The organism is candidate division KSB1 bacterium (assembly GCA_034506395.1).
Classification (GTDB): domain Bacteria; phylum Zhuqueibacterota; class Zhuqueibacteria; order Thermofontimicrobiales; family Thermofontimicrobiaceae; genus Thermofontimicrobium.
Genome location: JAPDPQ010000003.1, coordinates 16,123 through 33,134 on the forward strand (window position 1 = coordinate 16,123; position 17,012 = coordinate 33,134).

Below are 17,012 nucleotides of genomic sequence, written 5' to 3' on the forward strand. Positions count from 1 at the left end.
TGATCCAAGAAAACTGATACTGATTTAAAGTGACAACCTCCTTTGAAATGAACATTGATTTCAAAAATAAAACATATATTATAATCATTTTTTTGATAATTGTCAATATAAAATTTTAGAAATTTTTTGGTGCTGTTTCCATATTTTCTTTAGTGCCCGATACTAGCAATGCATTCAATAGATTTTAATCACTATTACTACTGCTCTCTTATTTATTTTTTATTTTATGTTCAAAAATAAGGTGCTGGTATATTAATTGCGTACAATTATGATCTATAATTTTTGATCATCGACGGGAGATTCTTAATGAGGACAAATTTGTTAGCAAAATTCAAAATTCCCAAAATTTGTTTCAACAGCCATTTTAATTGTATTTTTTTGTTCTTGCTTTTAAATCAATCAGTCATCGTTCAATGGCTTCCGAACAAAGAAAAGGACTTAACGGGATATAAAGTTTATTACGGAAATGCGTCACGCTCTTATTCTAAAGTCATTGCAGTTGGCCGAACAACAGAATGCAAAATAAACAATTTGCAATCTGGTATGAAATATTTCTTTGCCGTTACCGCCTATGATACTGTGGGCAATGAGAGCCCCTTTTCTGAGGAAGTCAGTATTGCTATCGCCAATGACGATAATATTGTTGATCTGGACGATCATAGCGCCTATAACTACCCCAATCCGTTTCGTCCTGGCGATCAAATTACCAGAATTCGATATTATATGCATCAAGCTGAAGCAGTGACCATCGCCATCTTCGACATAAAAGGAAATAAGATCCGATCGCTCCTCTCGTATATGTTAAAATCATCTGGCGAACATACGGAAGATGTATGGGATGGCCGCGATGATCTGGGCAATTTCGTACCTAATGGAATTTACATTGCTAAGGTAAGTTCACAAAGCGCCACACATTATATCACAATTGCTGTCTTAAAATAGAAAGAAGATGATGAACTGGAATCATAATTTTTTAGTGCTATTTTTTGAGATATTCGTGTTATTATTTGTTTCGGTGGTGAACAGTGCGGCTGGTTCTCGACAAGATCAGTTATCTTTTTTGGGCATCGGTGCGCGAGCGATGGCCATGAACGGTGCCTACACAGCCGTTTCTAATGATTATGCTGCCCCTTTTTGGAACCCTGGTGCGATGGATTTCTTTTCGACCACAAAAATTGGCGCCATGGTTACAAACATGTCGCTGAATCGACAGCTCAGGTTTGTGAGCGCTGCCTTTCCGACAAACCGATGGGGAGCTTTCGCTGTTGCCTGGACTGGTTTTGCCGTTGATGACATTGAGGCGCGCAACAGCAACACCCCTCAGCCAGATCGGCTATTTGATTATCATGAAAACACATTCTTTTTAAGCTATGCTTATCGCATTCTTCCATTCCTCTCGCTCGGAGCAACCGCAAAATTTTTACATTTTCAAGTATTGGAAAGTACTGCGAATGGATTTGGAGGCGATCTGGGGTTATTGTTTGCTCTGGGTAAGAAAGCCAGGTTCGGATTGGCAGCTAAAAACCTGGTATCGAACTTGAAATGGTCCACTGGAACTCAAGAAAAATATGTTCCGAATTATCGGTTAGGAATAGCAATAGATCCTCTTTCAAATTTTCTAGTCACAGCCGATTATTATCAGGTGAGGAATAGCAAGGGGGAGATCTCATTAGCCACAGAGTTTATTGCATTGAATGTGTTTAAAATTAGATGCGGAATTGGGCGGGATCGCTTTTCAGCCGGACTTGGATTAACCTTTCAGTCAAAAGGCCTTTTTTTAAACATAAATTATGCGATTGCCACCGATCAATTCGGCCTGGGAACCAGTGATGGGTTTGACTTGAGCCTGGTATTTTAATCCATCATCTTTGATCGATGATCGATTTATCGGGGTATCAATCTCGAACCACGTCCTTTAAAACCAAATGACCAAATGGATGCTAATTGCTCAGAACGAGAGCGATATCTATTAAATGAACGAAATCTTTGCCGATTCGGATCAGCTTCAACTGTCTTTTTGATTCAAAGATCCATTATCATCTCGGAAGCATAACTTTTTCTACGCTTAGCTTCCCGCTAACTGAAAAAAAAAATCGCGCAAGTTAGAAATTCCGATTTTCTATTTTACCAAAAATAGATCATACACATTGCAATTACCAGTTTCTTGCTCGCCGCCGCCTCCCTGCCATTGAGAAGCAGTTTTTCCAACAGCACGGAATTCTCCTAATCCAGCTCCACCATGATCGTCCTGCCCACCCACTGCAATCACAATCCGCCATTTTTGATTGTACTTCCCAAGAAAGGACTGAGGAATTGCGAAAGATATGGTTTTATCTTCCACATTGCCCAAAGGATATTTGGGATCATCTGCACGATAGGCGGCCAGTATATTTCCTTCACCATCCTCAATCTGAAGTCCTCCACCGACATAGATAATCTTTTGACACGTATAATCGCGCGGCAACTGCAAATTTGCATTACGACCAATCCATCTTGTTCCTGGCATGTCCGTGCCCTGATCAATGGCGATCGCTACAAAAGTCAATTGGAAACCGTATTCAGGATTCCAGCCCGGTTGCACCAGGTTACGAAATTTCAATTCAAAATAATAATTATGCTCATCTAATAGCAATTTAAAATGAGTCAGATCGAAAATACCGTCTTTAAAATATGACGCTGTAGGATAAACATATTTTTTATTCGGGCCTCGATCATCATTTTTTGGAGCCTCCAGATCGAATAATTTTCGAGCTTTGTTATTCCAGCTTTTCACTTGATGGCCACTTAAAAGGGGATATGCTGGTGGCTTGAGATAATTTAGATTTTTATCCAATTGAGGAACAGCAAATGTGAAAAAATTGAGCAATTCACTTCGAATTGGAATTCGATCCAATCGATAACCGATCTGTTCCCCATCGATTGAAACGGAAAGGGGCTCAAAATTGATCTGAACCATTTTGGTCGTTTCAGGGCGGATGGCGAATTTAAAGTTGATTTTTCTCGTCGGATCGACCAAATAATCAATCTCAATGTCCCATGGGTGAGCATCTTTTAAGTAGTTGATCACCAGTTCCAGTTTCAGATCGTCTTGCCGCATTGTTAAATGCATTTCTGAATTGGGTATCGGCACACAGCAAGTAAGCGAGGTGATATTGTCTGGGAGGTGTGGAGAGATTCTAATTTTTCGATTGGGGACATCGGGATGGATACCAATCAGATCCTGGCTGATATTTCTGATAAATTCAGCCAGGCTCCAGGCTTGAGAAACCGCCCCTGATGGCTCTGGCAATTCTTTCCCGGGATCTGGAATCGCATTTAGCAATTCTGACAAAGTACCGACCGCTCCATGGTTTAATATCTGGTTGCATTCCGAAAGAAGCAACTCAATAGCCAAATTCTGATAGCCATATTTCAGCATGCTGGATACTACAGGTCCAGCCAGCCAGCCCCACACAGTGCCGTTATGATAGGCAGCATCTTTCGGATAGTATTTGGGATATTGATGATATGGATGGAAGTCGGGATCGTGTTGCCATAAAGATGCGACTCCATAGCTATAAGTCAATTGCGTGACCACCTCTTTCATCACTGAAAACTCGCGTTCTGCAGGGAGCAACGCGATCTCTTGTGGCACGGTAATCGCCAATATTTGATTCGGCCGAATTTTTCTGTCCGGTTCATCGTTTTCTTTGAGATGATCGAACAAAGCAGATCGCGAATTATTCCAAAAGCGGTTCTGAAAATTTTCTTTCAATTCATCAGCAAGTTGTTTCCATGTTTCGGCATCGGCATTTTTGCCCAATTCATGAGCCATATTCGCAGAACAGATAAGTTGCTGGTACCACAGCGCTTGAACTTCCACAGCGCGGTTGCCTCGAGGTGACCACGGTCCATCTGGACCTTGAGCATCCATCCAGGTCTCAGCAGGGCCATGGGTGAGAAAACGTTGAGCATCGCAATGATACTTCAGGGTCCCCTCAATCGCTCGTTTCACCACTGGATAAAGCGACTCTAAAGTAACCCGGTCCCCCGAATATCGATAATAGTCCCAGAGCGCCCGGACAAACCAGGGTGTTCCATCTGCGGTGTTGTAACTGATCTGTTCGGTTGTAATCTGATTGGGAATCCTGCCATAATTTGGGTCCTTTGAATCTTGATTCTGAAACTGGGCGAACGCTGTGAGGATCTGGCGGCTAGTTTCAAAATCCCCACGCACCAATACAGCTCCGGGGAACGAAATAAACGTATCCCGGCCCCAGTAATTATTGAACCAGGGCAGACCCGCAAAGATGCCAACGATATCTTTCCCTGCTCCAGGCTGACGCATGATAAGCTGGTCCATGGAAATCACTGCCCAGCGAAACGCCTTATTCAAAGCGGGAATGTTGGTTTCAAAATGGCAATCGCCAAGCAGCTGAATCAATCGCTTGCGTTTTTCATCCACCAATCTTACCACATTATTCACTACATAATCTGATAATTGAAGCAATTCATTCTCGCTTTCGGCGGCAAGCAAATAAAACCGACCATGATGGGTCGTTAGCCGAAAATGGCCGATCAACTTCGCTGGGATCAGATTCTCTGGCAATTCTGGCGTGCCAGTATCGAACTGAGCGGGGACATCGAATTTGAAACCAATAACTGGCACTTGTTGCGACGATCCAGCTTTGGCTTCAGATTTTATCACTAACAAGTCGCGATTTCGATTCCATCGGATCTGAGCGTGGTCTAGATCAAGCAACGCAGGCATGATCGGTGTGATCTCCAGCGAACGCACATCAGGCGCTGAAAATTCAATTACCAAGCAATTCAGATTATCGAGAAGATAGAGCATCTCCTGAAGCTTTCCAGGGTACAATCGCAGGATATGATCAGGATAAGCCCGCACGCTATCGGCACGATGCCGTTCCAGAAAATGCCCATCGAGCGCAGTTAGATAATCATCCAGGATACGCTGCGTCATCACGTAAAAGCCCATATGGCTATCTGACCGAATCCTTCCAGTTTCCCCATAATAAAAAGCCGCAGCTTTATTGGTGAAAACAAAGGGTCGGCTTTGTTGGGGATTGATCTCAATAGCCAGGTGCTCCAATTCTGGGATTTCTATGGCTCTTACGGATTCACGTTTTTGTTTACCGCAACCAGTTAAAAGCAGTGTGATAATTATGCCAAAAATCAGATAAGTTCGCATGGTGATTGACCCAGAAATTGATCCGCGGTATCTCAGCGACTCTTTTTACACAGATCGCTATTAAGAATTATCTTATTTATTAAGCTTTGCCCCTTTCAGGATCAATTGGAAAGCTCCAAGCGTTATTCGCTCGATAGCAAGATTCATTAGACGTTCTGCTCTGATATTTCTGGATCCGAAAAGTCGATTCAACGTGATTGCTGGCTCGCTTGATTCTGATGTATTTTCTCGAGCAAGTCTGAAACAGCATCTTGGTGAACCATAAAATTGAGCATTTTCAGACGAACATAATCGTCTCGGAACATAAAGTAACCTTTGAGCTTCCCCCGAAAAGCGCTTCCACCCGAGTCTTTGATTAGAAACCAAGTGTCTCGGCCGATCTTTTTATAGCCCACCAGATGAACGGCATGATCATCGGTGGAACTATTGTTTTTAAAGCGGAACTCGCGCGCGGATTGATCGATATATTGAGCAGGCAAGTCGAAACTGGGGATGATCGCGATATCGTGCTCAGCGCTTTTGCCCGGTTCTGAGGTATCGCCCCCCAGCGCAACAGTAAAGCCGCGTTTTACAGCGTTCACAATCGCTCCATAGAACTCATCCAAGGGAACGTTGTAATAATCGCTGCTGTGCCACCAATTGTCAGGCACTTTATACTCAGCTTGCTGATAGAAAGGGGCTTCCATCAATGACATGAAACAGACATAATCATCTGGATTGATCTGCAAAATATCGGTCATATATTGAAGGGGCGTCATAGGATTGCCATCTACTAAGATCCTTTCTGGAGGTTCCCCCAAATATTTATTCAAGACGAGCTTCGTATAGGCGATGGCTTGATTCTCATCCCAAATCCCATTCTCTTTCAGATAATTGAGATAATTTTTGAGTTCATGAAACAGTTTGGCGTGATTGTGTCCGATAGCCCCTGGAAGCAGTCCATTATAATCGCTGGCGCGCACCAGGCCATGCGATTTCATCTGCCGCAATACCGCGTTATGCTGTGAGCCTTCTCCGAAAAAGGAATTACCCTGTTGTTGGACGAACTGTCTTACCTTTTCGAGGTATTCCCAATAAACAATATACATCTCCGATAATTTCACCATCGGTTTTCCTTTGCGTGCCAATTCCGACTCGAGCAACGAAATCGTTGCGAAAGCCCAGCAAGTGCCAGTTGTGTCTTGCCGAATCGGTGACAGATGAGCCAATTGAGTAAATTCGTCGAGCGATTTTGGCGCGCGAACTTTTGAAAAATCCATGGTGAATTTCATCTCTGTTTTGCCGTTTTTCTGGTCGGTAATGTAAACCGCTCGATCCTGGGAACTTGCAGAACCGAAAATTGCAATGATTAAAAGCAAAATGACTGATAACCTCTTGCTATGCGTCATGCTCGCTCCTAACTTTTTAAGAGGATCTATTTCCCAATTTCGTTTTGAATGAAGCCATTATTATGGTTTTGAATTTGGATAAAATTGCTTGTCACCACTTTGTTTTAGTTTTGGGTTCGTTGATTGAAGTAATAAGGATAGGTTCGTCGAGTTCTTTTATTAGCCCGATAATTCTTGGCAAGCTCTAAGAATATACCTACTTCCCGATCCAAATCGATTTTGGTCGCATCGAAATAGAAAATGCGAATCGGGAAATTATCATAATCTTTGCTCACCTGAGGATAAACGGCTTCGCAGACAATGCCATTCATACAGGTGAACGGGCTGATGTCAATCACGCCATCAGCGCCTTTATGATATAGAAAAATGGTCTTTCCGACATTGAGCACCATCTCTCCGAGGGCGCCTTCCTGAGGCAGGTACGGTCGACTGAGCTCGAGGACTTCGTGAATCTGGCTCGGTTCTTCATAACCGACGAAATCGTTACGCAGCGGATAGGAGAGAAATTTCTCATCACGGTGCTGAATGGCAAATTTGATTTTTGCAGCCAGCATTTCTCGGGAGAAGCGCTTACCAGCTCGAATAAGTCGCCAACGTTGTTCATCATTGGTATACCACGCCCACTCTGCAATATCAGAAATCCATACTTCAGCCCCGAGTTCTTCGAGCTTATTCACCAAATATTCATTGCTGGCCTCATCCAGCCGACAATAAATTTCACCGACCAATCCGATCAAAGGCTTATCGTAAGTGAATTTTGCTGGCAATCGGAGATAGCGATCTCGAGCGGCCAAGAGCGTTTGTCGTAATCGGAACAATCGCTGTGTGGCCGATTGGTTTGGCTTAGCGAGAATTGCGCTCAGTTCATCCAGCGTTTGATGAAAGATCTCATTGGCCTGTTCTCGTGCCTGCATATATGGCCGAAATTTCAAGTGCATTTTTCTGAGCAGATCGCTGGCTATCACGGCGTGCCAGAAAGTTCGGATGAGTTCGCGCGCTGAGTCGCCAATCCCTTCATATCCGTTGTTGCTCGTTGGGGACACAACCAAAGCCGCTTCATACCCTTTTTGCTTCAAAATTTTTCTCAAAATCCCTTGATATTGGCCAAAACGGCATGGCCCGCCTGAAGTGGGCAAAAGGAATGCAGATCGCTCTGGATCAAACGAAGGATCTTCGATAACTTTTAAAAAGTTGCCCAGCGTAATGCGCTCTGGTAGACATTCATCACCATTGAGATAGCGCGATGCCAGTTCCAAGGTTTTCGCGTCTGAAGCGGGAGACGGCTGGGCAGCCACGCCGATCGATTGAAACGCCGCCGCCGCCAGACGAGCACCACCAAAGCTCATCCGCGGTATGTACATGGTCCGGCCAATTAATGATGGTCGATGATCATTCATAAAAATACAATAATCGATTTCGCGTACCTTTCAATGCACCAAGCAATTGAACAATGAACGAATTTGTGCCCGATGATTATCACTTTTGCTTATCCAGAAATCTCACTTTTCATTAAATCGGAGATCAAAAATGTCTTTATTCCTAAGGCATGAGATCAAAAAATTTCCTTTTGCAAGCTCTCCTATGGCAGTTGTTTGGCTAACCAGGATTTTCGAATCTTTTCTTGCAGTTCATTTTGAGGCGTCAAGCTGACCAGCACACTGGTGAGCACAGGCCGTTTCGTCGCTTTAGCAATCAAAATAAGCGGAGCACCGTCACGTTGCACGGCTAAATTTAATTCCTGGCCGATCGTCACCGTTTCCAAAAATCGATTTAATTGAGCCATGGAGCTAATTGTACGATTATTGATTGATATCAAGCGATCACCTACTTTCACCCCTGCTTTTGTTAGTGGGCTGGAAGCATCGATCTGGATGAAAAGATTGCTCTCCGACATAAGCTGAAAATCGCCGAGGTCAGCGACGCTGTCTCTCGCTGTTTTGATGAATATCCCAGCGGATTGCAACGTCTCTACGAGCGGCAGTTCGTGGCTGCTATTGACATAGAGGTCGAAAAAATCGCTGAGATTGGCCCCAGTTACCGCCCGTATCGCCCGTAAAATATCAGTCTCCTGGTACTGAAGCTTTTGAGCTCCGAACCAATGGTTCATAAAAAACATTACATCGTCCAAGCTGCGCTCATTATGACTGGCCTCTCGGATTTTCAAGTCTAACAGCAACGCGATTAATTGCCCCGTCGTTTTCCAGAAATCCACCTCTGTTTCTTCAGCTTCCGCGACCGATCCGGCGGTTAAGCATTTCATTGATCCCATGACCCTCTTTCGAGGGCTGCGCAGATAGCGATTCATGGTTTGGATCTGATGATTAATGAAATCCATCTCGCTCCAATACCCAGCTCTCAACAAGCTTAGACCGGCGTAGTACTCGGTAAGGCCATAATACAACAGGATACTGCCATCGCTCACCTGAGAAGATGTCAAAATGCTACCTTGCAACCACTGGGGGCGAAGACGATAACCGAACCAATTGCGAAAGAAATTGCCAGCGATGACCAAGCTAAGGGCATCGAAATTGTTCTTGAGATGATCATAACTAAAATAGGAAATCGAAACATTCTCATATACTGCAGAAGCAATGCCAGGCTGGGCTGAAAAAACTTTGAAGATAAACAAATAGCGGTCGAATGGGATTTCTTTGAACAATTTGGATTGATAATGGGCCACACGGGTAGCTATGGAGCTGAGCTTGTTAATCTCAGAGGTTTTGGAACCATCGATAAGAATATAGCAAATTCGATCTTCGATTTTAAAATAAATTTCATCGAACGGCGCTAAATAAAGCGGATGGCGTAATAGCTGATCGTAATTAATTAAGCGATATTCAAACGCCTGCTCGGTAGCCGATAGGCCAGTAGCTAATTTCCATCGATGCGGCACTCGGACGCCTAAAAAAATGGGGCTATCCAAATATTCACGAACGAAAATAAAAACCGAGCTGGGATCAATGCGGGCGAAATTTCGGGATAATCGATCCCCCAAGATGAGATCCTTTCGGCCATTGACCTGATAGGATATGTTAATAATATCGTTCCCTTGCGTTGCAATCAGCCAAGCGTTGCATGAGACTGATTTGAATGGCAGAGGTCCACCGTAGCGATCAGTAACTTCAAATTTTGAAATATCGCAGCCCGGGGCTGGATCTATATTTGGCCCAATATACTCATTTGGTAAAGCACAGTACAATTGTGGTGCATGATTATTGCTCACTGTGATATTAACATGGAACGCGTTCCAGCTTTCTTCATCGATTTCCACATAATAGCGCAAGTTCGGTTGAGCAGCCGTTGGGAACGAGCCCAACAAATTTGTGATCAGGCATAAAGCGAAAATTCGTATCCATGAAAAGAATGGAGCGCCACCTTTGATCATTGCCGCCTCCTCGATGTCCTTATTCAAAGTGAGCTTCGCATTGTACTGGTTTAATCGGGCATGAGCCCACGAAACGGATTTTTTCCTGCAAAAGCGAGGAGTGCCGGAAGCCGTCAGTCAGGGGCAGGCAGTTGATCCCCCCTTTGTTCAACTCTAAGCCCAGCTTCCGGCAGTTTCTGCTATAAGCCGTACATCTCAATAATTTCTTCTTTGGTTTTACCAAGGATATTATATTTTTTGCCGACTTTAATAAATGCCTCAAGCGCACGATCCAGATGATGCTTTTCATGAGCAGCGGAAAGCTGGGTTCGGATCCGCGCCTGACCCTTGGGAACCACGGGGAAGAAAAATCCGATCGCGTAAATGCCCTCATGATACAAGTCACGCGAGAAGTCTTGGGCTAATTTCGCATTGAACAGCATCACTGGGACGATCGGCGTGTCACCTTCCTTTAGCACGAACCCAGCCTCGGTAAGCCCTTTGCGCCAATAAGCTGCATTCCATTCTAATTTATCGCGTCGCTCGGTGGTTTGAGACAACAGCTCAATAACCTTCAAAACCCCAGCAATAATCACCGGAGCCACAGTATTTGAAAACAGATAAGGTCGTGCGCGTTGGCGACAAAGCTCCACCAGCTCCTTCCTGCCAGACACACAGCCGCCAGAAGCTCCCCCCAGCGCCTTGCCGAACGTAGTAGTAATGATGTCGATTTTGCCAACTACTCCATATTTCTCGTGAGTGCCCCGCCCCGTCTTGCCGATGAAACCAGTTGCGTGAGAATCATCGACAAATACCATAGCATCATACTTCTCAGCCAACGCCACGATCTCATCTAATTTAGCGGTGTCTCCGTCCATCGAAAAAACACCATCGGTAATGATCACCTTTAGCCGTTTATCGGAATGCATCTGGAGCTTTTCCTCAAGGTGCTCCATATTGGAGTGTTTGAATGTGTCATGTTGCGCCTTGCAAAGTCGAATCCCATCGATGATCGAGGCATGGACCAATCGATCCGAGATCATTACATCTTGTTCAGTCAAAATCGCCTCAAAGACCCCGGCATTCGCGTCCATACACGAAGGGAACAAAATAGTATCTTCGGTGCCCAAAAATTTGGTCATCTCTTGCTCCAGTCGATGATGAATATCTTGAGTACCGCAGATGAATCGCACCGACGACATGCCGTAACCTCGGTAATCCAATCCCTCATGAGCTGCTTTGATCACTTCAGGGTGACTGGATAGCCCTAGGTAGTTATTGGAACACATATTAATCACTTTTTTCAGTGGCGACCCGAGCGGAAATTCCACCTCGATGTCGGGCGCTTGAGGTGCATGAATATATCGTTCTTCTTTAAATAACCCAGCATCGCGGATTGCTTGAAGTTCCTGTTGATAAATATTTCGAACTTTATCACTGTAAGCCATAATTGCATCTCCTATGCTTGGTTCTCTGTTCGAGACAACCCACTTGCCTTCTCGAACAGTGACAGTTAGCCACTTTTGCCCCTGGATGAAGGCGATTCCCAAAGGGGCTTTCCTTTGGCTTAAATGAACTCTCGCACCAATTTGCAGATCTTATTCACCGTATCAAATGCTTCTGGCGTTGCTTTTTCATCAGGAATCGTTATTTTGTATTTGTTTTCCAAAAATCGCTTCAGCGAAACCATAGAGAATGAATCCACAATGCCTCCAGAAATCAATGGAGTATCTGGAGTGATCTCTTGGTCCTCATCTTCAAGATATTCTCTTTTCACATAATCCAATACGATCTGCACCATTTCGTCCATGAGTTTGCTCCTTTCAGGTTAGGTGATCTTTAAGTCAAAAATTTATCTCCAAAAATGGAAAGCGCTTCTCATCATCACCGATCGAATATTGTAACTGCGGCCAGGTTCTTCACCGTTTGATGGCTGTGTCAGTGAATGATTCAGAATCGCTCAATCGTTTTCGAGGGTCGAAGTATCGCCGATCTCCTCACCCCATTCTTTGGCTTTTAGCAAGCGTCGCATGATCTTGCCACTTCGGGTTTTGGGGAGTGAATCGATGAATTCGATCTCCTGTGGCATAGCTAACGGTGAAAGCTTTCTTCGAATAAAATTCATAATGTCCAGTTCCAAATCGCTACTAGGTTGATACCCTGGCTTTAGCGTGACGAAAGCCTTCACCACTTCCATATTAATCGGGTCAGGCTTACTCACCACCGCGGACTCCGCCACCGCTGGGTGTTCCAACAAAGCGGATTCAACTTCGAACGGACTGACCAGATGTCCCGCGGTATTGATCACATCATCATCTCGGCCGATAAACCAGAAATAACCATCATTATCAATTCTCGCTCGGTCACCAGAAAGATACCATCCATTAATGAATTTTTTTTGATAAGTCGCTTCGTTCTTCCAATAGGTTCGCATCATCGCTGGCCAGCCGGGTTTGAATGCGATCAGTCCGACGTGGCCATTGCTGGTCAGGGGCTGATAGGTCTTTGGATCCAGCACTGTAGCAGTGATGCCAGGGAACGGTCGGCCCATGGAGCCTGGTTTCACCTTCATTCCTGGATAATTGCTGATCATGATTGACCCGGTCTCGGTCTGCCAGTAAGAATCATGGAATGGCCGACCAAAAACTTTTTCGGACCAGATCACTGCTTCGGCATTGAGCGGTTCGCCCACGCTGACCAGATGGCGCAACGAGCTGAGATCGTATTTCTTGACCAGTTCATCCCCAGCTTTCATTAACGAGCGAATGGCAGTCGGGGCGGTATACCAGACAGTGATTTTATGCTTCTCGATAAATTGATACCATGCTTCTGCGGAGAAGCCAGCGTCCAGCACGCACTGTGTGATGCCCAAACTCCAGGGCCCAATGATGCCATAAGAAGTCCCTGTCACCCAACCCGGATCTGCTGTGCACCAATAAATATCATTGTCCTGCAAATCTAACACCCATTTCGCAGTCAAATATTGAGAGATAAGCGAATAGTGGACATGTTGTACACCTTTGGGCTGACCGGTGGTGCCGGAAGTGTAATGCAGCACTGATGGGGTCTCGGCCGTTGAAGGATAGATTTCGAACTGATCCACTGGTTGCGCGGTCGCTAAATTGAAAGCCACTTCGCGCTCTTGCAACGGCTTCTGGCCATCATAATCCACCACGATGATGTGCTTGAGCGCTGGAAGTTTCTCCCGAATCTTTCTGACTTTTGGAAGATGCTTTCGTTGGGTGAGGATGGCACAAGTGCCAGCGTTCTCCAGCCGAATATAAAGCGATTCATCCCCGAACGCCGAAAACAGCGGCTGCGCAATTGCCCCGATTTTCAAAATCCCGAGAAAGCCGAGGTACAGCTCAGGTACCCGATCCAGAAACAAACAGACGCGATCCCCGACCTGAATCCCCAGCTTTCTTAAAAAAGCTCCGATCGTATTGCTTGCACGACGAATATCATCAAAACTGAACCGCTGCTGCTGACCTTGTGAGTTTTCCCACAGCAATGCTGGCTTGGCGCCTTTTCCTTGCTCACAGATTCGGTCGGAGCAGTACCAACCGATATTAATCACATCGCCGGGTTTATAATTGAGTTCTTGTTCCGCAATTGACCAATCAAAATGCTTCAGACGTTCTTCATAAGAACCAATATTTGACATAATGCCTCCTGAAATTCACTCTCGTTCAGCGACCGTCTGACTCATCCATTTGCCCCTTTTCCAAAATCACAATAGCCACGGCTAGGGCCTTAAGATGTGACAACGACACATGAACGCTTGTGATCCGCTTCGCTTCGATAATTTCTTTGGCCTTCCCGTATAGCACCAAATAGGGTTTTCCCAGTTCATCGCGCCGAACTTCCACATCTTGCCAGCTCAGACCACCCCGCCAGCCTGTCCCAAGCGCTTTGAAAAATGCCTCCTTGGCCGCGTATCGCACCGCGTAGTTCTGTGCCTGATTTCTTGATTTACCCTCGCAATATTCAATTTCTATTGGAGTAAAAATCTTGTTCACGAGCAAGCGAGATCGATCCGCAAGATGCGGCTCAAATCGGGCCACCTCGATCATGTCAATGCCAATACCGTAAATCAATTGATCTCCATTTCAATTATCTTCGTTGTCTGAAGTTCTCTCTATTTGTTAATGTAACCATTTTGAGAAAAACTGTCGACAATTGCTAGATGGCCAAAATCTTTATGGGAAAAATAGCATCGAATCAATCTAGGAATTCCGCGTCCTTCGGCGGTTGAAACCGATTAGACCTTCAAAACGATCTTGCCGCACTGGCCGGACTTCATTAGCTCAAAACCTTGTTCAAATTCAGCCAATTGGAGGTGATGGGTGATAACTGGGCTGAGGTCCAATTTTTTTGAGCGCAAAAAATTTCCCGCTTTCTCCCATGTGGAAAACATTTTGCGACCGGTGATTCCATACACTCGGATCGCTTTGAAGATGATGAGATTGTTGAACTCCATCGTGACGGGATTGTCGAACACGCCCAATAGAGAAATACGGCCACCTGGGGTGAGCATGCGGCAGCCTTGAATGAGGGCATTGGCATTACCAGACATCTCGAGCACCACATCCACCCCATCGCCGCGGGTGGCTTCCATCACCGCCTGATATGCATCGACCTTATTAGGGTTCAGCGTGACTGTTGCCCCCATTTTTTTGGCGATATTCAATCGATAATCGTTCAGATCAGTTACGAAAATGTCGGACGCGCCTGAAATGCGTGCCACCCCCACCGCTAACATGCCGATCGGGCCCGCGCCGATCACCGCTACAGTTTTACCCGCTACGTCCTCGCTCAACACCGTATCAATTGCATTTCCCAAAGGTTCTTGAACCGAAGCAAATTCTGCCGGTATTGAAGGGTCATTTTTCCATGCCACAACCTCAGGGATCACCACGTATTCGGCAAATGCTCCGTTGGTATCTACTCCCAAAATCTTCAAGTTTTTGCATATATGCATGTTGCCAGTACGACATTGCTTGCAATAGCCGCATGGAATATGGGTCTCAGCGGAAACAAAATCTCCAATCCGCAATGACTTCACGCCTGGTCCCAATTTTACTATTTCACCTGCCACCTCATGTCCCATAATTTGCGGCGGACGGACATGTTGCTCAGCCCATGAATTCCATTTATAAATATGCAAATCAGAGCCACAAATCGAAGTCACCTTAACTTTGACCAAAACTTCTCCCTCGCCTGGTTCTGGGATTGCAACGGTTCGCAGCTCTGCTCCAGGTCCAGGCGCGGCCTTCACCACCGCTCTCATCTTCTCATTCGCCATATTGTCATTCTCCTTAATAATATCGATATCCGATCAACGCAACACGATTAATTTCTTCATTAAGCGCATCTCATCAAGTTTCAATTGATAATAATAAACTCCAGAGCTCACTGCTTCCCCATGATCATCCGTGCCATCCCAGAAAATCTGATAGCTCCCGCCAGCCTGGAGTCCACGAACCAACGTCTTTATCTGTTGCCCCATCAGGTTAAAGATCGCCAACTCCACATCTCTCAGAGAATGCCCATCAAATTGATAATGGATCGCTGTGGCATCATTGAACGGATTGGGATAATTCTGAAACAGTTGCGGCGATCTCGAATGCAATCTTTCCCGATCTGAATCTACCGACGTGGCAATCAGCGGTTCTTTCCCCCCAGCCTTGTGATAGCGATCAGCGAATTCCTGCAAATAGAGATTGGCGATCGTCGAATCCTTGATGATCAAAAAATTCTCGTCATTCAACGTCTCCGCCGCGTTGCTCCAATTATAAGAACCGGTCACTACCATCGGCTGTCCTGGTCCACCATCGGCATCGATGATCAAGTATTTGTGATGCAAGGTCCCAAATTCTCCATCCAAATGGACATCGGCGGGCGGATTCCACGGTTTGCTGCCGCTTCCAATCATATTTAAATATTGGCTGGAGCTATTGCCATAATTTTCTTCATAATCAAACACGCCTTTCACCTTGAAATCAGGAATGGTCTGCCATTTGGCACGCATGGCATCAGCAATTTTATTGGGGTTGGTACTCTGTTGGAAGATCAACATGCAAAAGTAGAGGGAACTTTTCGAACGTTGAATAGCATCAACGAGGAAATTCACTCCGCCATCTGTGGGACTCATGTATTGCTGGATTTCGATACCATTGATGATAAATTTATGGGGCGTGTTATTGGTCTTGCGGTAGCTGAAGCGCGATTTTGCAGGATCGGGCACATCGGTATCGCTGCCCCACATTTCATTGAACTCGGCGGTGTAGCAGCTTGCCAGCGCTCGATCCTGAATCTCAATGGCGTTTTCAGCGTTTTCGGTAGTGGCCGATTTGGTTAAATTATATGAGCCGGTCCAAACCCAATCATCCAAAGCCGAGCTTGTATCGCGATTGTCCACTACCATAAATTTATTATGCATGGCTGCTTGACCATCATTATTGCCGAACCGATCACTAATCATCGGGATCTTTGCCTCTTTGAGCAGCCGAATAGCATTGCTCTCTTCTCTATTTTTGTCATAATCATAAATGATTCGAATTTTGACCCCTCGCTTATAGGCATTTATTAATACCTGTGCTGGCGAATCAAAATCGCTACTACCAATGAGATAAAAACAGAGGTCGATGGAATATTTAGCCGAATTGACGCGCTGGGCAAAGCGATTAAAGATATTGGTCCGTTCGGCGATCCGACCGTATCTGGCATAGCTCGGATCAACTGATTGACTGAAATAAACTCGAATTTCTCCTGAGGATGTTTGGACAGCTTGCGAAAAGAGGCTCGGCAGTTCGACTACCGCTTGAAACAAGACACATATTGCAACCAGAACCACATTGCTTTTCACACACCAGCCCTAGATTAATAACCATTCAATTAGACTCTTTAACATAAAAAATTTTTAGACTAAATATAAACATAATTCCAGTTCTAGTCAAGCAATAATTTTTAAATTCTTGATGCGGCAGATGAGCTGAAGGAATCGTCCCGTTCGGGAAAATACAAAAAAATGACTTGACTCTTTTAATAAAAATTCTTATGTTTCGGC

At 45.1% G+C, this 17,012-nt stretch carries 12 protein-coding genes; 2 read left to right on the top strand and 10 right to left on the bottom strand.

Features of this window, described 5'->3' with window-relative positions:
• The first annotated feature begins 306 nt into the window (after window positions 1-306).
• Window positions 307-942 carry a fibronectin type III domain-containing protein gene (locus tag ONB37_02530; protein ID MDZ7399020.1) on the top strand — a complete coding sequence of 212 codons (636 nt, stop codon included), beginning with the start codon at window positions 307-309 and terminating at the stop codon, window positions 940-942.
• A 55-nt stretch (window positions 943-997) separates the two neighbouring features.
• Window positions 998-1,858, top strand: coding sequence for a hypothetical protein (locus tag ONB37_02535; GenBank protein ID MDZ7399021.1), 861 nt, complete (start codon window positions 998-1,000; stop codon window positions 1,856-1,858).
• 261 nt (window positions 1,859-2,119) lie between these two features.
• Here the strand turns inward: ONB37_02535 and ONB37_02540 are convergent, their stop codons facing one another.
• The 10 genes from ONB37_02540 to ONB37_02585 all read right to left on the bottom strand — a co-directional run bounded on the left by ONB37_02540 (window position 2,120) and on the right by ONB37_02585 (window position 16,811).
• A complete protein-coding gene (locus tag ONB37_02540) occupies window positions 2,120-5,191 on the bottom strand; it encodes a GH116 family glycosyl hydrolase (protein MDZ7399022.1) in 3,072 nt (1,023 codons plus the stop codon).
• A gap of 188 nt (window positions 5,192-5,379) precedes the next feature.
• Complete coding sequence (locus ONB37_02545; protein ID MDZ7399023.1) at window positions 5,380-6,579, bottom strand: C1 family peptidase; 1,200 nt, start codon at window positions 6,577-6,579, stop codon at window positions 5,380-5,382.
• Window positions 6,580-6,683: 104 nt separating this feature from the next.
• On the bottom strand, window positions 6,684-7,940 hold the full coding sequence (locus ONB37_02550; protein MDZ7399024.1) for a hypothetical protein: 1,257 nt from the start codon (window positions 7,938-7,940) through the stop codon (window positions 6,684-6,686).
• 218 nt (window positions 7,941-8,158) lie between these two features.
• Window positions 8,159-9,964: a PDZ domain-containing protein gene (locus ONB37_02555; protein MDZ7399025.1), complete on the bottom strand. Its 1,806-nt coding sequence runs from the start codon at window positions 9,962-9,964 to the stop codon at window positions 8,159-8,161.
• Between the two features lie 179 nt (window positions 9,965-10,143).
• Window positions 10,144-11,391, bottom strand: a complete 1,248-nt coding sequence (locus tag ONB37_02560; GenBank protein MDZ7399026.1) for a glycine C-acetyltransferase — start codon at window positions 11,389-11,391, stop codon at window positions 10,144-10,146.
• Window positions 11,392-11,510: 119 nt separating this feature from the next.
• Complete coding sequence (locus ONB37_02565; protein ID MDZ7399027.1) at window positions 11,511-11,753, bottom strand: acyl carrier protein; 243 nt, start codon at window positions 11,751-11,753, stop codon at window positions 11,511-11,513.
• A 150-nt stretch (window positions 11,754-11,903) separates the two neighbouring features.
• Window positions 11,904-13,607 (bottom strand): acetate--CoA ligase, encoded by a 1,704-nt coding sequence (gene acsA / locus ONB37_02570; GenBank protein MDZ7399028.1) that lies wholly within the window; start codon window positions 13,605-13,607, stop codon window positions 11,904-11,906.
• A gap of 25 nt (window positions 13,608-13,632) precedes the next feature.
• A complete protein-coding gene (locus tag ONB37_02575) occupies window positions 13,633-14,040 on the bottom strand; it encodes a holo-ACP synthase (protein ID MDZ7399029.1) in 408 nt (135 codons plus the stop codon).
• Window positions 14,041-14,204: 164 nt separating this feature from the next.
• Entirely contained in the window at window positions 14,205-15,248 is a 1,044-nt protein-coding gene (tdh, locus tag ONB37_02580; protein ID MDZ7399030.1) for an L-threonine 3-dehydrogenase, read from the bottom strand.
• Between the two features lie 33 nt (window positions 15,249-15,281).
• Entirely contained in the window at window positions 15,282-16,811 is a 1,530-nt protein-coding gene (locus tag ONB37_02585) for a phospholipase D-like domain-containing protein (GenBank protein MDZ7399031.1), read from the bottom strand.
• Window positions 16,812-17,012: the final 201 nt, after the last annotated feature.